This is a genomic window from Cellulosimicrobium funkei, from assembly GCF_004519295.1.
In the GTDB taxonomy this organism is placed as follows: domain Bacteria; phylum Actinomycetota; class Actinomycetes; order Actinomycetales; family Cellulomonadaceae; genus Cellulosimicrobium; species Cellulosimicrobium funkei.
The window spans coordinates 127,607-142,748 of the sequence record NZ_SOZH01000005.1 but is presented as its reverse complement, the minus strand read 5'-3'; the positions used below and the strand labels follow the sequence as shown (position 1 = coordinate 142,748).

Below are 15,142 nucleotides of genomic sequence, written 5' to 3'. Positions count from 1 at the left end.
TCAGCCCTCCTTCGTGCTGGTCGCGGTGCCCGACGGCGCGGGCTGGTCGGTGGCGGCCGAGCGCACGGTGCGGCGCTCGATCCGCTTGGGGACGTCGGGCCCCACCTCGACGACGCGGTGCACGAACACGCCGGGCAGGTGCACGGCGTCGGGGTCGAGCTCGCCGGGCTCGACGAGCTCCTCGACCTGCGCGACGCACACGCGGCCCGCCATCGCGGCGAGCGGGGAGAAGTTGCGGGCCGAGCGGTGGAACACGAGGTTGCCGTGCCGGTCGCCGCGCAGGGCGTGCACGAGCGCGTAGTCGGTGGTGATCGCGTCCTCGAGCACGAACTCGGCCTCGCCGGCGAACGCGCCGTCGCGACCGCGCGGGCCGACGCCGAACGTGCGCACCTCCTTGGGTGCGCTCGCCTGCGCGACGCCGCCCGCGCCGTCGTACCGCTGGGGCAGGCCGCCCTCGGCGACCTGCGTGCCGACGCCGGTGCGCGTCCAGAACCCGGCGATGCCCGCGCCGCCGGCGCGCAGCTTCTCGGCGAGCGTGCCCTGCGGGGTGAGCTCGAGCTCGAGCTCGCCCGAGAGGAACTGCCGCTCGAACTCCTTGTTCTCCCCGACGTACGAGCTCGTCATCTTCCGGATGCGGCCGGCGCCGAGCAGGACGCCCAGGCCCCAGTCGTCGACCCCGCAGTTGTTGCTCACGACCCACAGGTCGCGCGTGCCCTGGGCGAGCAGCGCCTCGATGAGCGCGATCGGGTTGCCGCACAGGCCGAACCCGCCGACGGCGAGCGACGCGCCGTCGGGCACGTCCGCGACGGCCTCGGCCGCGGACGCGACCACCTTGTCCAGCCCGGTCCCTCGTGGGGACGCGATCGTGGGGCTCATGCCGTGACCTCCTCGTCACTCGCCGGTCCGGGTCCGTCGCTCGTGACGGCGGCCAGGGCCCGCAGGGTCTCGCCCGCGACGGCCTCGACGCCGGGCGGGCTCATGATGATCGTGTAGTGATTGATACCCGCTACGTCGCGGGTGCGCAGCCCCGGCAGCCGCGCGCGCCACGCGGCGAGATGCTCGGGGGAGTAGAGGGCCTCGGGCTCGTCGAGCAGGCCGCGCGGCGCGCGCAGCAGCACGAGGGGCACGTCGAGCGGGTGGTCGCCCGCGAGCGCGTCCGCGAGCGGCCCGCCCTCGTAGAGCTCGAGCGAGTCGGCGGAGACCGCGGCGCCCGACGACGCCGGACGCAGCGCGGGCGCCTCGCCGACGAGGTCGTAGTCGACGTACCCCGCGACGACGTCGGCCCACGGCTCGTCCCACGCGCTCGCGAAGGCGGGGTGCGCGCGCCAGAACCCGCGGTACTCCTCGTGGTCGGCGAACGTGCGCTCGAGGCGCTCGACGGCCGGGCCGAGCAGGGCGCGCAGGACCTCGTCGTGCGTCGCGTCGGGCGCGAGCCCGGTCGGCGGCGGGAGCGGGATACCGCCGTCGACGAGCACGAGCCGGGAGACGCGGCGGGGGTGGCGGTGCGCGAGCACGACGGACACGAACGCGCCCATGGAGTGGCCGAGCGCGACGACGCGGTCGATCCCGAGCGCGTCGAGGACCGTCGCGAGGTCGTCCGCGTGCGCGCCCATGCCGTACGGGCCGGGCAGGCCGTTGCTGCGCCCGCGCCCGCGCAGGTCGGGCGCGACGACGCGCACGCCCGGCAGCGCCGCGACGACGGCCGGCCACGCGCGGTGCGACGCCGTGATGCCGTGCACGGCGAGGGCGGTCGGGACGGCGTCGGGCGCGGGGCGCACACCGCCGTCGGGCCGGGCGCCGGGCTCGGGTGCGTGCGGACCGACCGGGTCCCACACGCCGACGCGCAGCCGCCCGCCCGCGACGGGGACGTCGAGCGTCGCGTAGGTGTGGGTCGCGGCGGTGACGTCGTCCGGCGCGGTCGTCGGCGCGGTCACCGGGCGCTCCAGCCGCCGTCGATCGTCCACGACGCGCCCGAGACCATCGACGCGTCCGGGCCGGTGAGCCAGCCGACGAGCGACGCGACCTCCTCCGGCTCGACGAGCCGCTTCACCGCGGACTCGGCGAGGAGCACCGTCGCGAGCACCTCGGACTCGGGGATGCCGTGCACGCGCGCCTGGTCGGCGATCTGCTTCTCCACGAGCGGCGTGCGCACGTACCCGGGGTTGACGCACACGCTCGTCACGCCGTGCGGACCGCCTTCGAGCGCCGTCACCTTGGACAGGCCCTCCAGGCCGTGCTTCGCGGACACGTACGCCGACTTGAACGGCGACGCCACGAGGCCGTGCACGGACGACACGTTGACGACGCGCCCGAACCCGCGCGCGTACATCCCCGGGAGCGCGGCCCGGACCAGCAGGAACGGCGCCTCGAGCATGATCGCGTGCAGCAGGCGGAAGTCGTCCGGGCGGAAGTCCTCGATGGGGCTCACGCGCTGGACGCCCGCGTTGTTGACGAGGACGTCGACGTCGAGCGAGAGGTCGTCGAGCGCGCGCGTGTCGGCGAGGTCGACGACCCACGCCTCGCCGCCGAGCTCGTCCGCGAGGCGCTGCGCGCCGTCGGGGTCGACGTCGGCGACGGTCACGTGCGCGCCGCGCGTGGCGAGCTCGCGCGCGCACGCGGCGCCGATGCCGCTCGCGCCGCCCGTGACGAGCGCGCGCCGTCCGGCGAGGGTCGGGGCGGTGCCGGGGACGGTGGCGGGGACGGTCATCGCGCGTCTCCTTCGGTCTCGGTCGAGGTGGCGGGCCCGGTCCCGGTCGGCGGGGCGGTCCGCGGCGCGGCGAGCGCGCGCTCGATGAACTGCATGGTCTGCTCGAACACGTGCGGAGGGACCTCGGCAGCCGCTGTGTCGTACGACGGCGGCTCTGCGCCCTCGTCCCAGCGCCCGCCCCACAGGACCCAGCGCATCCCGACGATCTCGCCGATGCCCATGAGCGCCCACGCGGCGACCTCCGGGTCGACGTCGTGGCCGACCTCGCCGTTCGCGCGCGCCTTGTCGAGCCCGGTCATGTAGCCCTCGACGATGCGCGCGTAGTGGCGGCGCAGCGCCCCGGGCGAGACGAACTCGGCCTGCCGGACGATCCGGTAGAGCGCCGGGTGCTCGGCGGTGAAGCGGAAGAACGCCTCGAACCCCGCGCGCTCGGCGGCCAGGCGCGTCGTCGCCTGCGAGCTCGCCTCGATCATCGCGTGCCGCACGCGGCGGTTGAGGTCGTCGACGAGCTCGTCGAACACGTCGATCTTCGACTCGAAGTACAGGTAGAACGTGCCCTGACCCACGCCCGCGGACTCGGTGATCTTCACGATCGACGCGTCGTGGTACCCGACCTCGGCGAACACCTGCTCGGCCGCGGCGAGGATCTTCGCCCGGGTGCGGTTGCCGCGGGCGGTGCGGGGCTGGGTGCTCATGAGTCCTCCGGGACGGTCACGCGCTCGGCGAGCGAGCGGCGCGACACCTTGTGCAACGACGTGCGGGGCAGGGACGGGACGAGGTCGAAGCGGCGCGGGACCTTGAAGTGCGCGAGCTCGCGGCGGCAGAACGCCTCCAGCTCCTCGGCGTCGGTGGGGTGGCCGGCGCGCGGCACGACGAACGCGGCCCCGACCTCGCCCCACCGGTCGTCGGGGACGCCCACCACCGCGACGTCCGCCACCGCGGGGTGGCGGCGGAGCACGGCCTCCACCTCGGACGGCGTGACGTTCTCGCCGCCGACGATGAAGACGTCCTTCAGGCGGTCGACCACGCGGTAGCACCCGTCGGCGTCGCGCTCGACGAGGTCGCCGGTGCGCAGCCAGCCGTCGCGCAGGACCGCGGCCGTGGCGGCCTCGTCGCGGAAGTAGCCCGCGAACACCCCCGGTCCGCGGACCAGCAGCTCGCCCGCCGCGGGCCCGTCGAGGTGGCGGCCCGTCACCGGGTCGGCGACGGCAACCTCGACGTGCGGGTACGGCGTGCCGGCCGAGCCGCTGCGCTCGCGGGCCTGGTCGTCGGGCAGGCACAGCACGTTGGGGCCCGCCTCCGTGAGCCCGTAGCCCTGCGAGAGCGCGACGCCGCGACGGTGCCACGTGCGCAGCAGCGGCTCCGGCATGGGCGCGCCGCCCACGACGGCGTGCCGCAGCGACGACAGGTCGGCGTCCGCGAAGCCGGGGTGCTCCGCGAGGAGCAGGTAGTTCGTCGGGACGCCCATCATCGTCGTGACGCGGCGCTCGGCGACGAGCTGGAGCACGCGCTCTGGCTCGAACGTGCGCTCCAGGACGACGGTCGCGCCGGTCCACCACGCGAGCAGCGGCTGGATGTTCCACCCGCCCGCGTGGAACTGCGGCAGCACGCTCAGCACGACGTCGTGGCTCGTCAGCTCGACCGTGCGCGAGAGCGAGAGGTTCGTCCAGAAGCAGTTCGCGTGCGTGAGCAGCGCGCCCTTGGGCGTGCCCTGCGTGCCGGACGTGAACACGAGGAGGAGCGGGTCGTCGTCGCGCACGGGCCGGCGCTCCGGCGCGGGCCCCCGCCGTGACGGCGGCGGGACGTGCGCCTCGACGCCGCTGCGCCCGAGCTCCGCCCGCCGGGGCGGGCGGCCGGGCCGCTCCCCGTCGAGCCGGCGCAGCGGGTCGAGCCGGTCGAACGCCGAGTCCGCGAGGCCGGAGAACTCCTGCTCCACGAGCACCAGCGCGGGGTCGGCCTGCTCGACCTGGGCGGCGAGCTCGCCGGGCGACAGCCGCCACGACAGCGGCGCGAGGACGAGCCCGGCCTGCGCGCACGCGAAGAACAGCACGACCTGGTCGGCGCTGTTGCCCGTGACGGTCGCGACGCGGTCCCCGACGCCGTAGCCCGCCTCCCGGAACGCCGCCGCCAGGGCGCTCGCGCGCTCGTGCAGGTCGCGGTAGCGCAGGGTCACGCCGCGGTCGTCGACGGCGACGCGGTCGGGCGTCGCGAGCGCGCGGTCGCGCGTCCAGCGCCCGAGGGTGTGCAGGCCGTCCTGGGCGTCCTGGTGCTGCGTCGTCATGCCACCTCCTCCAGGCGCTCGCGGGCCTCCTCCCGATCCTCCCGCGGGCGGCGGCGCGCGGCGAGGCGCGACGCGGCGCCCGCGATGCCGCCGGGCAGGAACATCACGACGAGGATGAAGAGGGTCCCGAGCAGGAACAGCGGCTCGCTGAGCGGCACGCGCAGCACGGCCGGGAGGTCCGCGACGGCCGCGGAGCTCGCGAGCGTGCCGAGCCGCTGGTCGAGGATCGTGTAGAGCACGCCGCCGACGATCGCGCCCCACCGGGACCCGACGCCGCCGAGCACGACCATGACGAGCAGCGTGAGCGTGAAGTCGGCGGACGTCGCGCGCGGCACGGCGCCGGACTGGAGCAGCAGGTACGCCATACCGACGACGGTCGCGAGCGTCGCCGCGAGGACGAACACGAGGAGCTTGACGAGGTAGGGGCGCCCGCCGATGACGCGCACGCGCATCTCGTTCTCGCGCGTCGCCGCCGCGACGTGCCCCGCGCGCGACCGCTCGACCCACAGCACCACGAGGTAGACGACGACGAGCACGGCGAGGGCGAGCCAGTAGAGGTTGCGCGTGTTGAGCACGCCCACGAACGCGTCGGGCACGTTCCGGGTCGCGAGCGCGAGGCCCTCCTCGCCGCCGGTCGTGCCGCCGGGGTTGCGGCGCACGAGCACGTTGCCCGCCTGGGCGAACGCGAGGGTGACCATGGCGAACGAGATGCCCGTGACCCGCAGCGAGACGGCCCCGACGACGTGCGCGAGGACGATCCCGCCGACGAGCACGAGCGCCGCGGCCGGCAGGAGCGGGATCTCGGTCGTGTCGAGCACGATCGCGAGCCCGTACAGCCCGGCCGCGAAGTACAGCGCGTGGCCGAAGCTCAGCAGCCCCGCGACCCCGAACAGCAGGTGGTAGCTCAGCGCGAGGGCGCCGATGAGCCAGCACATCGCCATCATCTGGAGCGCGCCGGGCGTGTACGTCGGGCCGGGCAGGACGCCCGGCACGTGGAGCGCGAGCAGCGGGAGGCACGCGAGCAGCGCGACGAGCGCGACGCCCGCGAGCGTGCGGACCAGCGTGCCCGACGGCGCCCGGCGGGCGGGTCGGTCGGCGCGCGGTGCGTCGTCGGCGGGGGCGGCCGGGGCCGTGGGAGCGGTCTGGGTGGTCATGCGGCTGCCCTCCCGAGGAGGCCGGTGGGACGGACGAGGAGCACGAGCGCGAGGAGGAGCACGACGAGGAGGTCGCCGTAGCCGAGGTAGTAGTTCGCGAACTGCTGCAGGACCGCGACGAGCACGGACGCGACCGCCGCGCCGGTCAGGGAGCCGAGCCCCCCGATGACGGTGACGATGAACGCGAAGATGAGCAGCGACCCGCCGAGGTGCGGGGAGACGTACCCGAAGTACTGCGAGGCGAGGACCCCGCCGAGCCCCGCGGCGGCGCCGCCGACCGCGAAGACGAGCGTGAACGCCTTGCGCACGTCGATGCCGAGCGCCGTGACCATGGACCGGTTCTCGACGCCCGCGCGGATGATGAGCCCGTAGCGGGTGCGCTGGAGGAACAGCACGATCGCGCCGAGCACGAGAGCCGCGGCGCCGATCGCGACGAACCGGTCGTTGGGCACCGGCGCGCCCGCCAGGTCGGTCGTGCCCTTGAGCCACGCCGGGCCGGAGATGAACTCGGGGTCCGACCCCCACATGCCCTCGAACAGCGCGACGGACGCGAGCGAGAGCCCGACGGTGACGAGCACCTGCTCGATGTGCCGCTCGTAGAGCGGGCGGATGAGCAGGAGCTCGGTGAGCGCCGCAGCCCCCGCCCCGACGACGGCCCCGGCGAGCAGCGAGAGCCCGAAGACGCCCCACGAGTCGGCGCCGAGGGAGCGCGCGACGAACCAGCCGCCGAACGCGCCGAGCGTGAGGAACGAACCGTGCGCGAAGTTGAGGACGCCCATGAGCCCGTAGATGAGCGACAGGCCCGACGCGACGAGGAAGTACAGCGCCCCGAGGCCGAGCCCCGTGACGAGGAGGAGGACGATCGTGCTCACCGGGCCACCGCCCCTTCGGTTCCGTGATGGTCGACCTCGGCGTGCACGCCGAGGAGCTGCTGGACGCGGTCGGGGTCGTCGAGGAGCTCGCGCGCGGGGCCGGTGTGCACGACGCGGCCCGCGTCGATCACGACGACGCGCTCGGCGAGCCGCTCGATGACCTCGAGGTTCTGCTCGACGAGCAGGATCGGGACCGTGCGGGCCGCCTCCGCGAGCGCGTCCGACACCTCGCCGACGATCCGGGGCGCGAGGCCCTTGGTGGGCTCGTCGACGAGGAGCAGGCGGTTGGCGTTGAGCAGGGCGCGCGCGAGCGACACCATCTGCTGCTGACCGCCTGAGAGGGTGCCCGCGCGCTGGGCGGCGCGCTGCACGAGGTCCGGGAAGAGCTCCGCGACGAGCTCGCGCCGCGGGTGGGCGTCGCGCTCGGCGAGCCGCAGGTTCTCCGCGACCGTGAGCCCGGCGAACACCTCCCGGTCCTCGGGCACGTACCCGACGCCGCGCCGCACGATCCGGTCCGTGCGCTCGCCGTCGACGCGCTCGCCCGCGAGCAGCACCTCGCCCCGGCGCTCGATCAGGCCGAGCACGGCCTTGAGGGTCGACGTCTTGCCGACGCCGTTGCGGCCCAGCACCGCCGTGACCCCGGTGGCCGGGACGGAGAAGGTCACGTCCTCGACGACCTGCTGGCCCGCGATGCGCGCGGACAGCCCGCGTACCTCGAGGACGGGCAAGTCGCTCCCGACCGCGGGCTGGGCGGTGCTCCTGCTGCTGCCGCTCATGCTGCCTCTCCTGCCGTGACGCCGAGGTAGGCGCTCTGCACCGTCGGGTCCGCCATGACGGCGTCGGGGGTGTCGCACGCGAGCAGCTCGCCGTGGTGCATGACGGCGACGCGGTCCACGATCCCCAGCACGACGTCCATGTGGTGCTCGACCATGAGCACCGTGCAGCCGGTCGCGTGCAGGTCGCGGATGACCTCGACGAGGCCGGGCACGTCGGCGGACGACACGCCGGCCATGGGCTCGTCGAGCAGCACGACGCGCGGCTCGGTCGCGAGGAGCACCGCGATCTCGAGCTTGCGCTTGTCGCCGTGCGACAGGTCGCCCGCGGCGACCTCGGCGCGGCGCACGAGCCCGACGGTCTCCAGGTGCCGGTCCGCCTCCCGCGTCGCGGCGTCGCCGCGACGCGGGAAGCGCAGCACCGACAGGGCGCCGCCGAGGCGCCCCTGCGCGGCGAGCCGCACGTTCTCCCGGACGCTCAGGCGCGGGAACAGGCTCGACGTCTGGAACGTGCGGCCCAGGCCCGCGCGGGCGCGCGCGGCCACCGAGGTGGTCGTCACGTCCGCGCCCTCGAGGAGCACCGAACCGCTCGTCGGGCGGTGGATCCCCGAGACCAGGTTGAAGAGCGTCGTCTTGCCCGCGCCGTTCGGCCCGATCACGCCGAGCATCTCGCCCTGCCCGACGGCGAGGCTCACGCCCCGCAGGATCCGCGCGCCGCCGATCTGGAGCCCGAGGTCGCGGACCTCGAGCGCGGGGAGGGTGTGCGGCTCGCCCACGTCAGCCCGCCTCGGCCGGCGCGACGTCGTCGCCCGGCACCTCGGCGACGAGCTCGGGGACCCAGCCGTCGCCCTCGGCCACGAGCTTCACCTGGTACATCGGCTGGACGAGCGCGTGGTCGGACGCGCGGACCGTCGTCGTGCCCTTGGGGCCGTCGAAGCTCCAGCCCTCGAGCGCGTCGACCATGGCGTCGACGTCGTCGCCGCCCTCGGCGATCGCGTGGACGATCATCTGCGCGGCGACGAAGCCGTCGGGCGTGAAGAGGTCGGCCTGCTTCCCGGCCTCCTCGACGGACGCGAGCATCGCGGCCTCGACCTCGGTGCCCGCGGCGCCGGGGAAGTAGTGGTTGAGGAAGTCGACCTTGCTCGCCGCGGCGCCGTACGCGCCGTAGGTCGCGACGTCGCCGAGCCCGGTGACGACCGTGGTCGCGTCGAGGACGCCCTGCTGGTCGAGGCCCTGCCACATCGCGCCCGACGTCGCCCCGGCCCACGCGACGAACACGAGGTCGGGCGCGGCGTCGACGATCTGGTGCGCGAACGGCGTGAACTCCGTCGCGTCCTCCGGCACGAGCACGCTCGTCACCTCGGCGCCCTGCGCGCCGATGACGGCCTCGACCGCGGCGAGGTTGCCCTGGCCGAACGCGTTGTCCTGGGCGAACACGACGACCTTCGCACCGTCCGGGTCGACGAACGTGCCGGCGGTCGCGACGTCCTGGAGCGACTGGCGCCCCGAGCGGAACGTGTAGTCGTTGATGCCCGTGAGCGCGTCGACCGCGGCGGGCCCGGAGATGTAGAGCACCTTGTTCTGCTCGGCCTGCTCGGCGAGCTTGAGCGCCACGCCGGACACGACCGTGCCGCCGAGGATCTGGTAGCCCTTGCCGATGAGGTCCTTGGCCTGCCCGACCGCCTTGTCGGGGTCCCCGCCGTCGTCGTGGAACGTCACGTTGACGGGGCGGCCGTCGACCTCGCCCGTGCCGTCGGTCGCGTAGTCGAGACCGGCCTGGAAGCCCTCGTAGTAGGCCTCGCCGTAGGCCGCGAGCGGCCCGGTCTTGGAGTAGATGATGCCGACGTCGACCGGGTCGGCGCTCGTGCTGGTCTCGCCTCCGGTGCTGCCGCCGCCGCTCGCGTCGGTCGGCGCGCAGGCGGCGAGCGCGAGGCTCGCGGCCGCGAGCGCGGCGACGGCGAACGCCGACCGCTGGGACTTCTTCGTCCGCATGACTTCGCCCTTCGTTGGGTGGTCCTGAGGGGGAGCGCCGCTCGAACATGAGAGGCGATTCAGGTTGCGGGAATCATGGATCCCCGGGTGGCGCGGTGTCAACCCGCGTCGGGCGGGACCGTCGCGCGCGGTGCTGCGAGCCCGTCGGGCGGGGTGGCTCTGATGTTGACAGGTGATTCAGGTCACACGTAACGTCCGGCTCGCCCGGGTCCGGCGCGCGACGGTGCGCGCGACGGTGCGCGAAGCGCCGACGGCGACCCGACCTCGACGTGGAGGTTCAGATGGTCAGGCACTCCCTCAGACAGCGCGCCCGCGCCCGCCGGAGCGCCGTCGCGCTCGCCCTCGGCGCGGCGCTCGCGGTCGTGCTCGCCCCGCTCGTCACCGCACCGGCCACGGCCGCCGGGTCGTGGTCCCAGCGCACCGCCGGCGGGATGACGGTCGAGCTCTACCGGCCGTCGACGGCGCCCGCGCTCCCCGGCGGTCGGGCGCTCATGGTCTCCCTGCACGGGTGCGTCCAGACGTCGCAGGTGCTCAAGAACGGCGGCAACTGGACCGCGACCGCCGACGAGCACGGCATGGTCGTCGCGGTCCCCGCCGCGCCGAACGGCGGCGTCCTGCTCGGCTGCTGGGACTACTACGACACCAACCACAGCCGCACGAACCCCGCGCGGCACGACGACAACCTGCTCGACCTCGTCTCGACCCTGCTCGCGGACACGTCGCTCGGCATCGACCCGGACCAGGTCTACGTCAGCGGCCTGTCGTCCGGCGGCGGCCAGGCGATGGTCATGGGCTGCCTCGCGCCCGACGTGTTCGCGGGCGTGGGGATCGCGGCAGGGCCGACGGTCGGGACGACGTCGGGCCAGATCGGGAGCGTCGCGACGACGCTCGCGCAGGCGCGCTCGACGTGCCGGACCTTCGCGGGGACGCACGCGGCGGACTTCGGCTCGCAGGTGACGTCCGTCGTCTTCGGCAGCGCCGACTCGACGGTCGCGACCGGGTACGGGACGCTCAACGCCCAGGTCATGGCCGACCTCTACGGAGCCAGGACCACGTCGTCGTTCTCGCTCGCCGGGCTCGCGGGCACGAACCGCGCGGGCACCGGGTCGCTGTGGTCCGACGCCGCCGGCCCGCGCGTCTCGCTGGTCCAGAACACCGGGCTCGCGCACGCGTGGCCCGCGGGCGGCGGCCCCGGAGGGTCCTACGTGTCGACGAACAGCATCGACTATCCGGCCTACCTCACCGACTTCCTGTTCGCGAACAACCGGCGCGTCGACCACGACCCGGGCCCGGGCCCCGACCCGGACGTCACTGCGCCGACGGTCGCGATCACCGCGCCCTCCGCGGGCGCCGCCGTCTCGGGGACGGTCCGCGTGGGGGTCGCGGCGTCCGACGACCGCGCGGTCGACCGCGTCGAGCTGAGCGTCGACGGCGCGGCGCTCGCGACGCTGCGCACCGCCCCGTACGGGTTCGACTGGGACACGACGGCGCTCGCGGCCGGCTCCCACGTGCTCACGGCCCGCGCGGTCGACACGGCGGGGAACGCGTCGACCGCGCAGGTCACGGTGACGGTGCAGGCGCCGACCGGGCCGTGGTGCGGCACCGCGACGAACGCGCAGCACCGGGCCGCGGGGCGCGCGATCTCCTACGGCGTGAACCCCTACAACCCGTACTACGCGGTCGGCTCGCTCGCGTACCTCGGGCAGGGAGACGCGACGGTCACGACGCTGCGCGAGGCCGCGCCCGGCCGGTTCGAGGTCGCCGCCGCCTGCTGAGCAGGGCGGGCCCGCTCGGGCTAGTGCTCCAGGCGGTCCTTCGGGTCACCGATGAAGTCGGTGACGTCGTCCGGGAGGTCGTCGCGGTTCATGTCGTTCGAGCGGGCCCGGCGGGCGTCCCAGCGCAGCGCGAGCGCGGCCAGCACCGCGGCGATCGTGGACGCCGCGAGGATCGCGATCTTCGCGCCGTCGGTGTGCTCGGCGTCGGGGAACGACAGCTCCGCGATGAGGAGCGAGACGGTGAAGCCGATGCCCGCGAGGAACCCGACGGGCAGGAGGTCGCGCACCCCGATGCCGGCCGCGAGCCGCAGCGGCGTGAAGCGCGTGACGAGCGCCGTGACCCCGAGCACGCCCACGAGCTTGCCGACGACGAGGCCGAGGACGATGGCGAGCACCACGGGCTGCGTCAGCACCTCCCCGACGGGCGTCTCGCCGCCCACGATCGAGACGCCGGCCGCGAAGAACGCGAACACCGGCAGCGCGACACCCTGCGAGAGCGGGCGCACCGTGTGCTCGAAGCGCTGCGTGCGCGACTCGCGCTCCCCGTGCACCGCGAGCGCCGGGACGGTGAAGCCGAGCAGGACGCCGGCGATCGTGGCGTGGACGCCCGACTCGTGCATGAACGCCCAGGCGACCACCGCGACAGGCAGCAGGAGCCACCAGCGGGTGCGGCGAGCGCGCACGAGGACGGCGTAGAGCGCGACGGCGAGCAGCGCGAGGCCGAGGTATCCCCACCGCAGCTCCGCCGTGTAGAAGATCGCGATGACGACGATCGCGAGCAGGTCGTCGACGACCGCGAGCGTGAGCAGGAACGTGCGGATCGCGACGGGGAGCCCACGGCCGAAGACGGCGAGCACGCCGAGCGCGAACGCGATGTCCGTCGCCGTGGGGATCGCCCACCCGTGCAGCGCGCCCGGGTCGCCCGTGGTCAGCAGGACGGCGACGAAGATCAGGGCCGGCACCGCCATGCCGCCCATCGCCGCGAGCACCGGGACGCCCGCCTGCCTCGGGTTGCGCAGGCTGCCCGCGACGAACTCCTGCTTGAGCTCGACGCCGACCACGAAGAAGAAGATCGCGAGCAGGCCGTCGGCCGCCCACGTCGACAGCGTCAGGTCGAGGTGCAGCGGGGAGGACGGCCCGACGACGGTGCTCGACAGCGTGAGGTAGGACTCGCGCCAGGGCGAGTTGGCCCAGACCAGCGCGAGCAGCGCCGCGCCGATGAGCAGGGCGCCGCCCGTCGTCTCGCGCCCGACCCAGCGGCGCAGGCGTGCACCGGGGGAGGGGCGGTCGGTCGGCGGGGTGGCCGAGGGGCCGGAGGGCAGGGCGGCGTGGGTCATCGTGCTCCCGGGGTCGCTGTCGTGTCGCACGGCCGCGTCGCGGACCGTGGCCGACCAGACTTCCCGGCACACCGCCCACGATTCTACGGGGCTGCGCACCCCTCGCGGTCGACGTGTCCGGCTCGCGGTCCAGTCTCCTGGCGCTCGTCCCGCCGCGCGCGTCAGGGCGGGGTGTCCTCGGCGAGCGCGAGGAGGCGCGTCGTCGTTCTCCAGTTCCGGCCCGTCACCGGGGTCCCGGCCGCCTTCGCGAGGACGGCCGCCGTCAGCCTCGACCGACCGACGCCGTCGGGGTAGGCGACGTAGAGGACGCCGTTCGCGACGACGGCGCGCTCGGTCGTCAGGCGCGGCCCGAGCGCGGCGGCGGCGTCCGGGTCGACGGGCTCCTCGCCCACGTGGACCAGCAGCCCGGCCGGGCGGTCGGCGGCGTCGTCGGGCAGCGGGTTCCCGCGCACGATCTTCCGGAGGCGCTCGGTCGTGAGCACGGCCACGGCGGCGTCGACGCCGAACCGCTCGGCGACGCCGTCGTGCAGGAGGCCCGCGACGTCCGCGGGCGACGACGCGCCGGACGACCCCGGCCCGACGACGAGGTTCCCGCTGTTCGCGACCGTGCGGGCGTGCGCGAGGCCGAGCTCGCCCGCGAGGTCCCGCAGCGCGGTCGACGGGACCTTCCGCCCGCCCACGTTCACGGCGAACAGCAGGCAGGCGTACGCCGTCACGACGACGGCCCCGGGCGACGGCGGGACCACGGTGCGGCCTCCTCGAGCCGCGCCGCGAGGGCCAGCAGCAGGGCGTCGTCCCCGTGGTCCGCGCCGAGCATGACCCCGACGGGAACGGTCGCGGACGACCCGTCGGGGTCGGTGACGCGCGCCTCGCCGAGCGGGAGGGAGACCGCGGGCCGCCCCGTGAGGTTCCAGACGCTCGTCCAGGGCGTGAACGCCGTCTGCGCGGCGAAGTCGGCGGCCGGGTCGTCGTCGACGCGCTGGCTGCCGACGAGCGCGGGCGGCTGCGCGAGCGTGGGGGAGAGCACGACGTCGACGCCCGACCACGCGGCGGCGACCTCGCGCGTGAGCTGCTGCACCCCCGCGAGCGCCGTCGCGTACGCGAGCCCGCTCACCGCGCGCCCGCGCTCGCGCAGCCACCGCGTGAGCGGCACGAGCAGGTGCTCGCGCTCCGGCGGGACGGGCGCCTGGAGCGCCCCGACGGACCACAGCGCCGCGAACGCGTCCCATCGCTCGGCCCCGAACGGGGGCGGGATCTCGACGACGTCGTGCCCGAGCCGGACGAGGAGCTCCGCCGCTGCGCGGGCCGCGTCGGCGCACGCCGGGTGCACGGGGGCGCCGGCGGCGATCACGGGCTCCAGCAGCAGCCCGACGCGGAGCCGCCGCCCGTCCGGCGGGGCGCCGAGCCGCGCGGTGAAGGTGTCGCCGGGCCAGGGGCGCGCGAGCACGTCGAGGAACGCGGCGGTGTCGCGGACTGACCGGGTGAGGACGCCGTGCGTCGCGAGCCCCGCGCCGTCGACCCCGTACGGGCCCGGGCTCACGAGCCCGCGCGACGGCTTGAGCCCGACGAGCCCGCACGCGCTCGCGGGGATGCGCAGCGAGCCGCCGCCGTCGCTCCCGTGCGCGACGGGGACGACGCGCGCCGCGACCGCGGCGGCCGCGCCCCCGCTCGACCCGCCCGCGGACCGCGCGAGGTCCCACGGGGTGCGGGCGGTCGGGCCGACGTCGGGCTCCGTGTAGCAGGGGAGGCCGAGCTCCGGGGTCGAGGTCTTGCCGACCATCACCGTGCCGGCGCGCCGCAGGAGCGTCACGACGCCGTCGTCGTACGGGGCGGGGAACGGGTCGATCGCGGCCGAGCCCGCGCGCATCGGCACGCCCTCGACCATCGTGAGGTCCTTGACGGGGCAGGGGACGCCGAGGAACGGCGGGAGGCCGTCGTGGGGACCGGCCCGGCCGTCGCGCCGCGCCGCCACGAGCGCGTCCTGTGCGGCGAGGGCCTGCGTGCGCGCCAGGTCCGGGGTCAGCACGGTGAAGGCGCCGACGGCGGCACCGACCCCGGCGGCGGCGTCGAGCGTCGCGTCGAGGACCTCGACGGGGGAGACGTCGCCGGCGCGCAGGGCACCGGCGAGCGCGGTGGCGTCGAGATCGAGGAGCTCGGGGGCGCTCATGGCTCGTGAACCTACGCGCGCCGTCGCACCCGCGCGACCCCGCCCCCCGCGACCCCCCGCGCGCGCGACCTCCCGCGACGCCGC

The 15,142-nt window shown here is 75.4% G+C and carries 14 protein-coding genes; 1 reads left to right on the top strand and 13 read right to left on the bottom strand.

Features of this window, described 5'->3' with window-relative positions:
* The 10 genes from E1O70_RS09270 to E1O70_RS09225 are packed head-to-tail and all read right to left on the bottom strand — an operon-like array spanning window position 1 to window position 9,779.
* Window positions 1-876 (bottom strand): CoA transferase subunit A, encoded by an 876-nt coding sequence (locus tag E1O70_RS09270; protein ID WP_061266964.1) that lies wholly within the window; start codon window positions 874-876, stop codon window positions 1-3.
* On the bottom strand, window positions 873-1,934 hold the full coding sequence (locus E1O70_RS09265) for an alpha/beta hydrolase (RefSeq protein ID WP_061266965.1): 1,062 nt from the start codon (window positions 1,932-1,934) through the stop codon (window positions 873-875). The genes E1O70_RS09270 and E1O70_RS09265 overlap by 4 nt, the downstream gene beginning before the upstream one ends.
* Window positions 1,931-2,707 (bottom strand): 3-hydroxybutyrate dehydrogenase, encoded by a 777-nt coding sequence (locus tag E1O70_RS09260; protein WP_061266966.1) that lies wholly within the window; start codon window positions 2,705-2,707, stop codon window positions 1,931-1,933. Before E1O70_RS09260 ends, E1O70_RS09265 begins: the two co-directional genes overlap by 4 nt.
* Entirely contained in the window at window positions 2,704-3,402 is a 699-nt protein-coding gene (locus E1O70_RS09255) for a TetR/AcrR family transcriptional regulator (protein ID WP_021483774.1), read from the bottom strand. The genes E1O70_RS09260 and E1O70_RS09255 overlap by 4 nt, the downstream gene beginning before the upstream one ends.
* On the bottom strand, window positions 3,399-4,988 hold the full coding sequence (locus E1O70_RS09250) for a class I adenylate-forming enzyme family protein (RefSeq protein WP_061266967.1): 1,590 nt from the start codon (window positions 4,986-4,988) through the stop codon (window positions 3,399-3,401). The genes E1O70_RS09255 and E1O70_RS09250 overlap by 4 nt, the downstream gene beginning before the upstream one ends.
* Complete coding sequence (locus E1O70_RS09245) at window positions 4,985-6,142, bottom strand: branched-chain amino acid ABC transporter permease (RefSeq protein ID WP_082774263.1); 1,158 nt, start codon at window positions 6,140-6,142, stop codon at window positions 4,985-4,987. Before E1O70_RS09245 ends, E1O70_RS09250 begins: the two co-directional genes overlap by 4 nt.
* Window positions 6,139-7,014 carry a branched-chain amino acid ABC transporter permease gene (locus E1O70_RS09240; RefSeq protein WP_021482276.1) on the bottom strand — a complete coding sequence of 292 codons (876 nt, stop codon included), beginning with the start codon at window positions 7,012-7,014 and terminating at the stop codon, window positions 6,139-6,141. The genes E1O70_RS09245 and E1O70_RS09240 overlap by 4 nt, the downstream gene beginning before the upstream one ends.
* Window positions 7,011-7,790, bottom strand: coding sequence for an ABC transporter ATP-binding protein (locus E1O70_RS09235; RefSeq protein ID WP_061266968.1), 780 nt, complete (start codon window positions 7,788-7,790; stop codon window positions 7,011-7,013). The genes E1O70_RS09240 and E1O70_RS09235 overlap by 4 nt, the downstream gene beginning before the upstream one ends.
* Complete coding sequence (locus tag E1O70_RS09230) at window positions 7,787-8,563, bottom strand: ABC transporter ATP-binding protein (RefSeq protein WP_061266969.1); 777 nt, start codon at window positions 8,561-8,563, stop codon at window positions 7,787-7,789. The genes E1O70_RS09235 and E1O70_RS09230 overlap by 4 nt, the downstream gene beginning before the upstream one ends.
* Before the next feature lies 1 nt (window position 8,564).
* Window positions 8,565-9,779 (bottom strand): substrate-binding domain-containing protein, encoded by a 1,215-nt coding sequence (locus tag E1O70_RS09225; RefSeq protein WP_061266970.1) that lies wholly within the window; start codon window positions 9,777-9,779, stop codon window positions 8,565-8,567.
* 281 nt (window positions 9,780-10,060) lie between these two features.
* Here E1O70_RS09225 and E1O70_RS09220 point away from each other — a divergent pair, with 281 nt between their 5' ends.
* The gene (locus E1O70_RS09220; RefSeq protein ID WP_167496864.1) at window positions 10,061-11,554 is read left to right on the top strand and encodes an extracellular catalytic domain type 1 short-chain-length polyhydroxyalkanoate depolymerase; all 1,494 of its coding nucleotides are present in this window, start codon (window positions 10,061-10,063) and stop codon (window positions 11,552-11,554) included.
* A 20-nt stretch (window positions 11,555-11,574) separates the two neighbouring features.
* Here the strand turns inward: E1O70_RS09220 and nhaA are convergent, their stop codons facing one another.
* The 3 genes from nhaA to E1O70_RS09200 all read right to left on the bottom strand — a co-directional run bounded on the left by nhaA (window position 11,575) and on the right by E1O70_RS09200 (window position 15,058).
* Complete coding sequence (gene nhaA, locus E1O70_RS09210; RefSeq protein ID WP_082774264.1) at window positions 11,575-12,891, bottom strand: Na+/H+ antiporter NhaA; 1,317 nt, start codon at window positions 12,889-12,891, stop codon at window positions 11,575-11,577.
* 161 nt (window positions 12,892-13,052) lie between these two features.
* Complete coding sequence (locus tag E1O70_RS09205; protein ID WP_061266971.1) at window positions 13,053-13,637, bottom strand: DUF1697 domain-containing protein; 585 nt, start codon at window positions 13,635-13,637, stop codon at window positions 13,053-13,055.
* On the bottom strand, window positions 13,604-15,058 hold the full coding sequence (locus tag E1O70_RS09200; RefSeq protein ID WP_061266972.1) for an amidase: 1,455 nt from the start codon (window positions 15,056-15,058) through the stop codon (window positions 13,604-13,606). The genes E1O70_RS09205 and E1O70_RS09200 overlap by 34 nt, the downstream gene beginning before the upstream one ends.
* Window positions 15,059-15,142: the final 84 nt, after the last annotated feature.

Bases quoted from the DNA above. Each gene is read 5' to 3' on its own strand.
- E1O70_RS09245 (WP_082774263.1), bottom strand. From the start codon at position 6,142: ATGACCACCCAGACCGCTCCCACGGCCCCGGCCGCCCCCGCCGACGAC.
- E1O70_RS09255 (WP_021483774.1), bottom strand. From the start codon at position 3,402: ATGAGCACCCAGCCCCGCACCGCCCGCGGCAACCGCACCCGGGCGAAG.
- nhaA (WP_082774264.1), bottom strand. From the start codon at position 12,891: ATGACCCACGCCGCCCTGCCCTCCGGCCCCTCGGCCACCCCGCCGACC.
- E1O70_RS09250 (WP_061266967.1), bottom strand. From the start codon at position 4,988: ATGACGACGCAGCACCAGGACGCCCAGGACGGCCTGCACACCCTCGGG.
- E1O70_RS09225 (WP_061266970.1), bottom strand. From the start codon at position 9,779: ATGCGGACGAAGAAGTCCCAGCGGTCGGCGTTCGCCGTCGCCGCGCTC.
- E1O70_RS09200 (WP_061266972.1), bottom strand. From the start codon at position 15,058: ATGAGCGCCCCCGAGCTCCTCGATCTCGACGCCACCGCGCTCGCCGGT.
- E1O70_RS09260 (WP_061266966.1), bottom strand. From the start codon at position 2,707: ATGACCGTCCCCGCCACCGTCCCCGGCACCGCCCCGACCCTCGCCGGA.
- E1O70_RS09235 (WP_061266968.1), bottom strand. From the start codon at position 7,790: ATGAGCGGCAGCAGCAGGAGCACCGCCCAGCCCGCGGTCGGGAGCGAC.
- E1O70_RS09220 (WP_167496864.1), top strand. From the start codon at position 10,061: ATGGTCAGGCACTCCCTCAGACAGCGCGCCCGCGCCCGCCGGAGCGCC.
- E1O70_RS09270 (WP_061266964.1), bottom strand. From the start codon at position 876: ATGAGCCCCACGATCGCGTCCCCACGAGGGACCGGGCTGGACAAGGTG.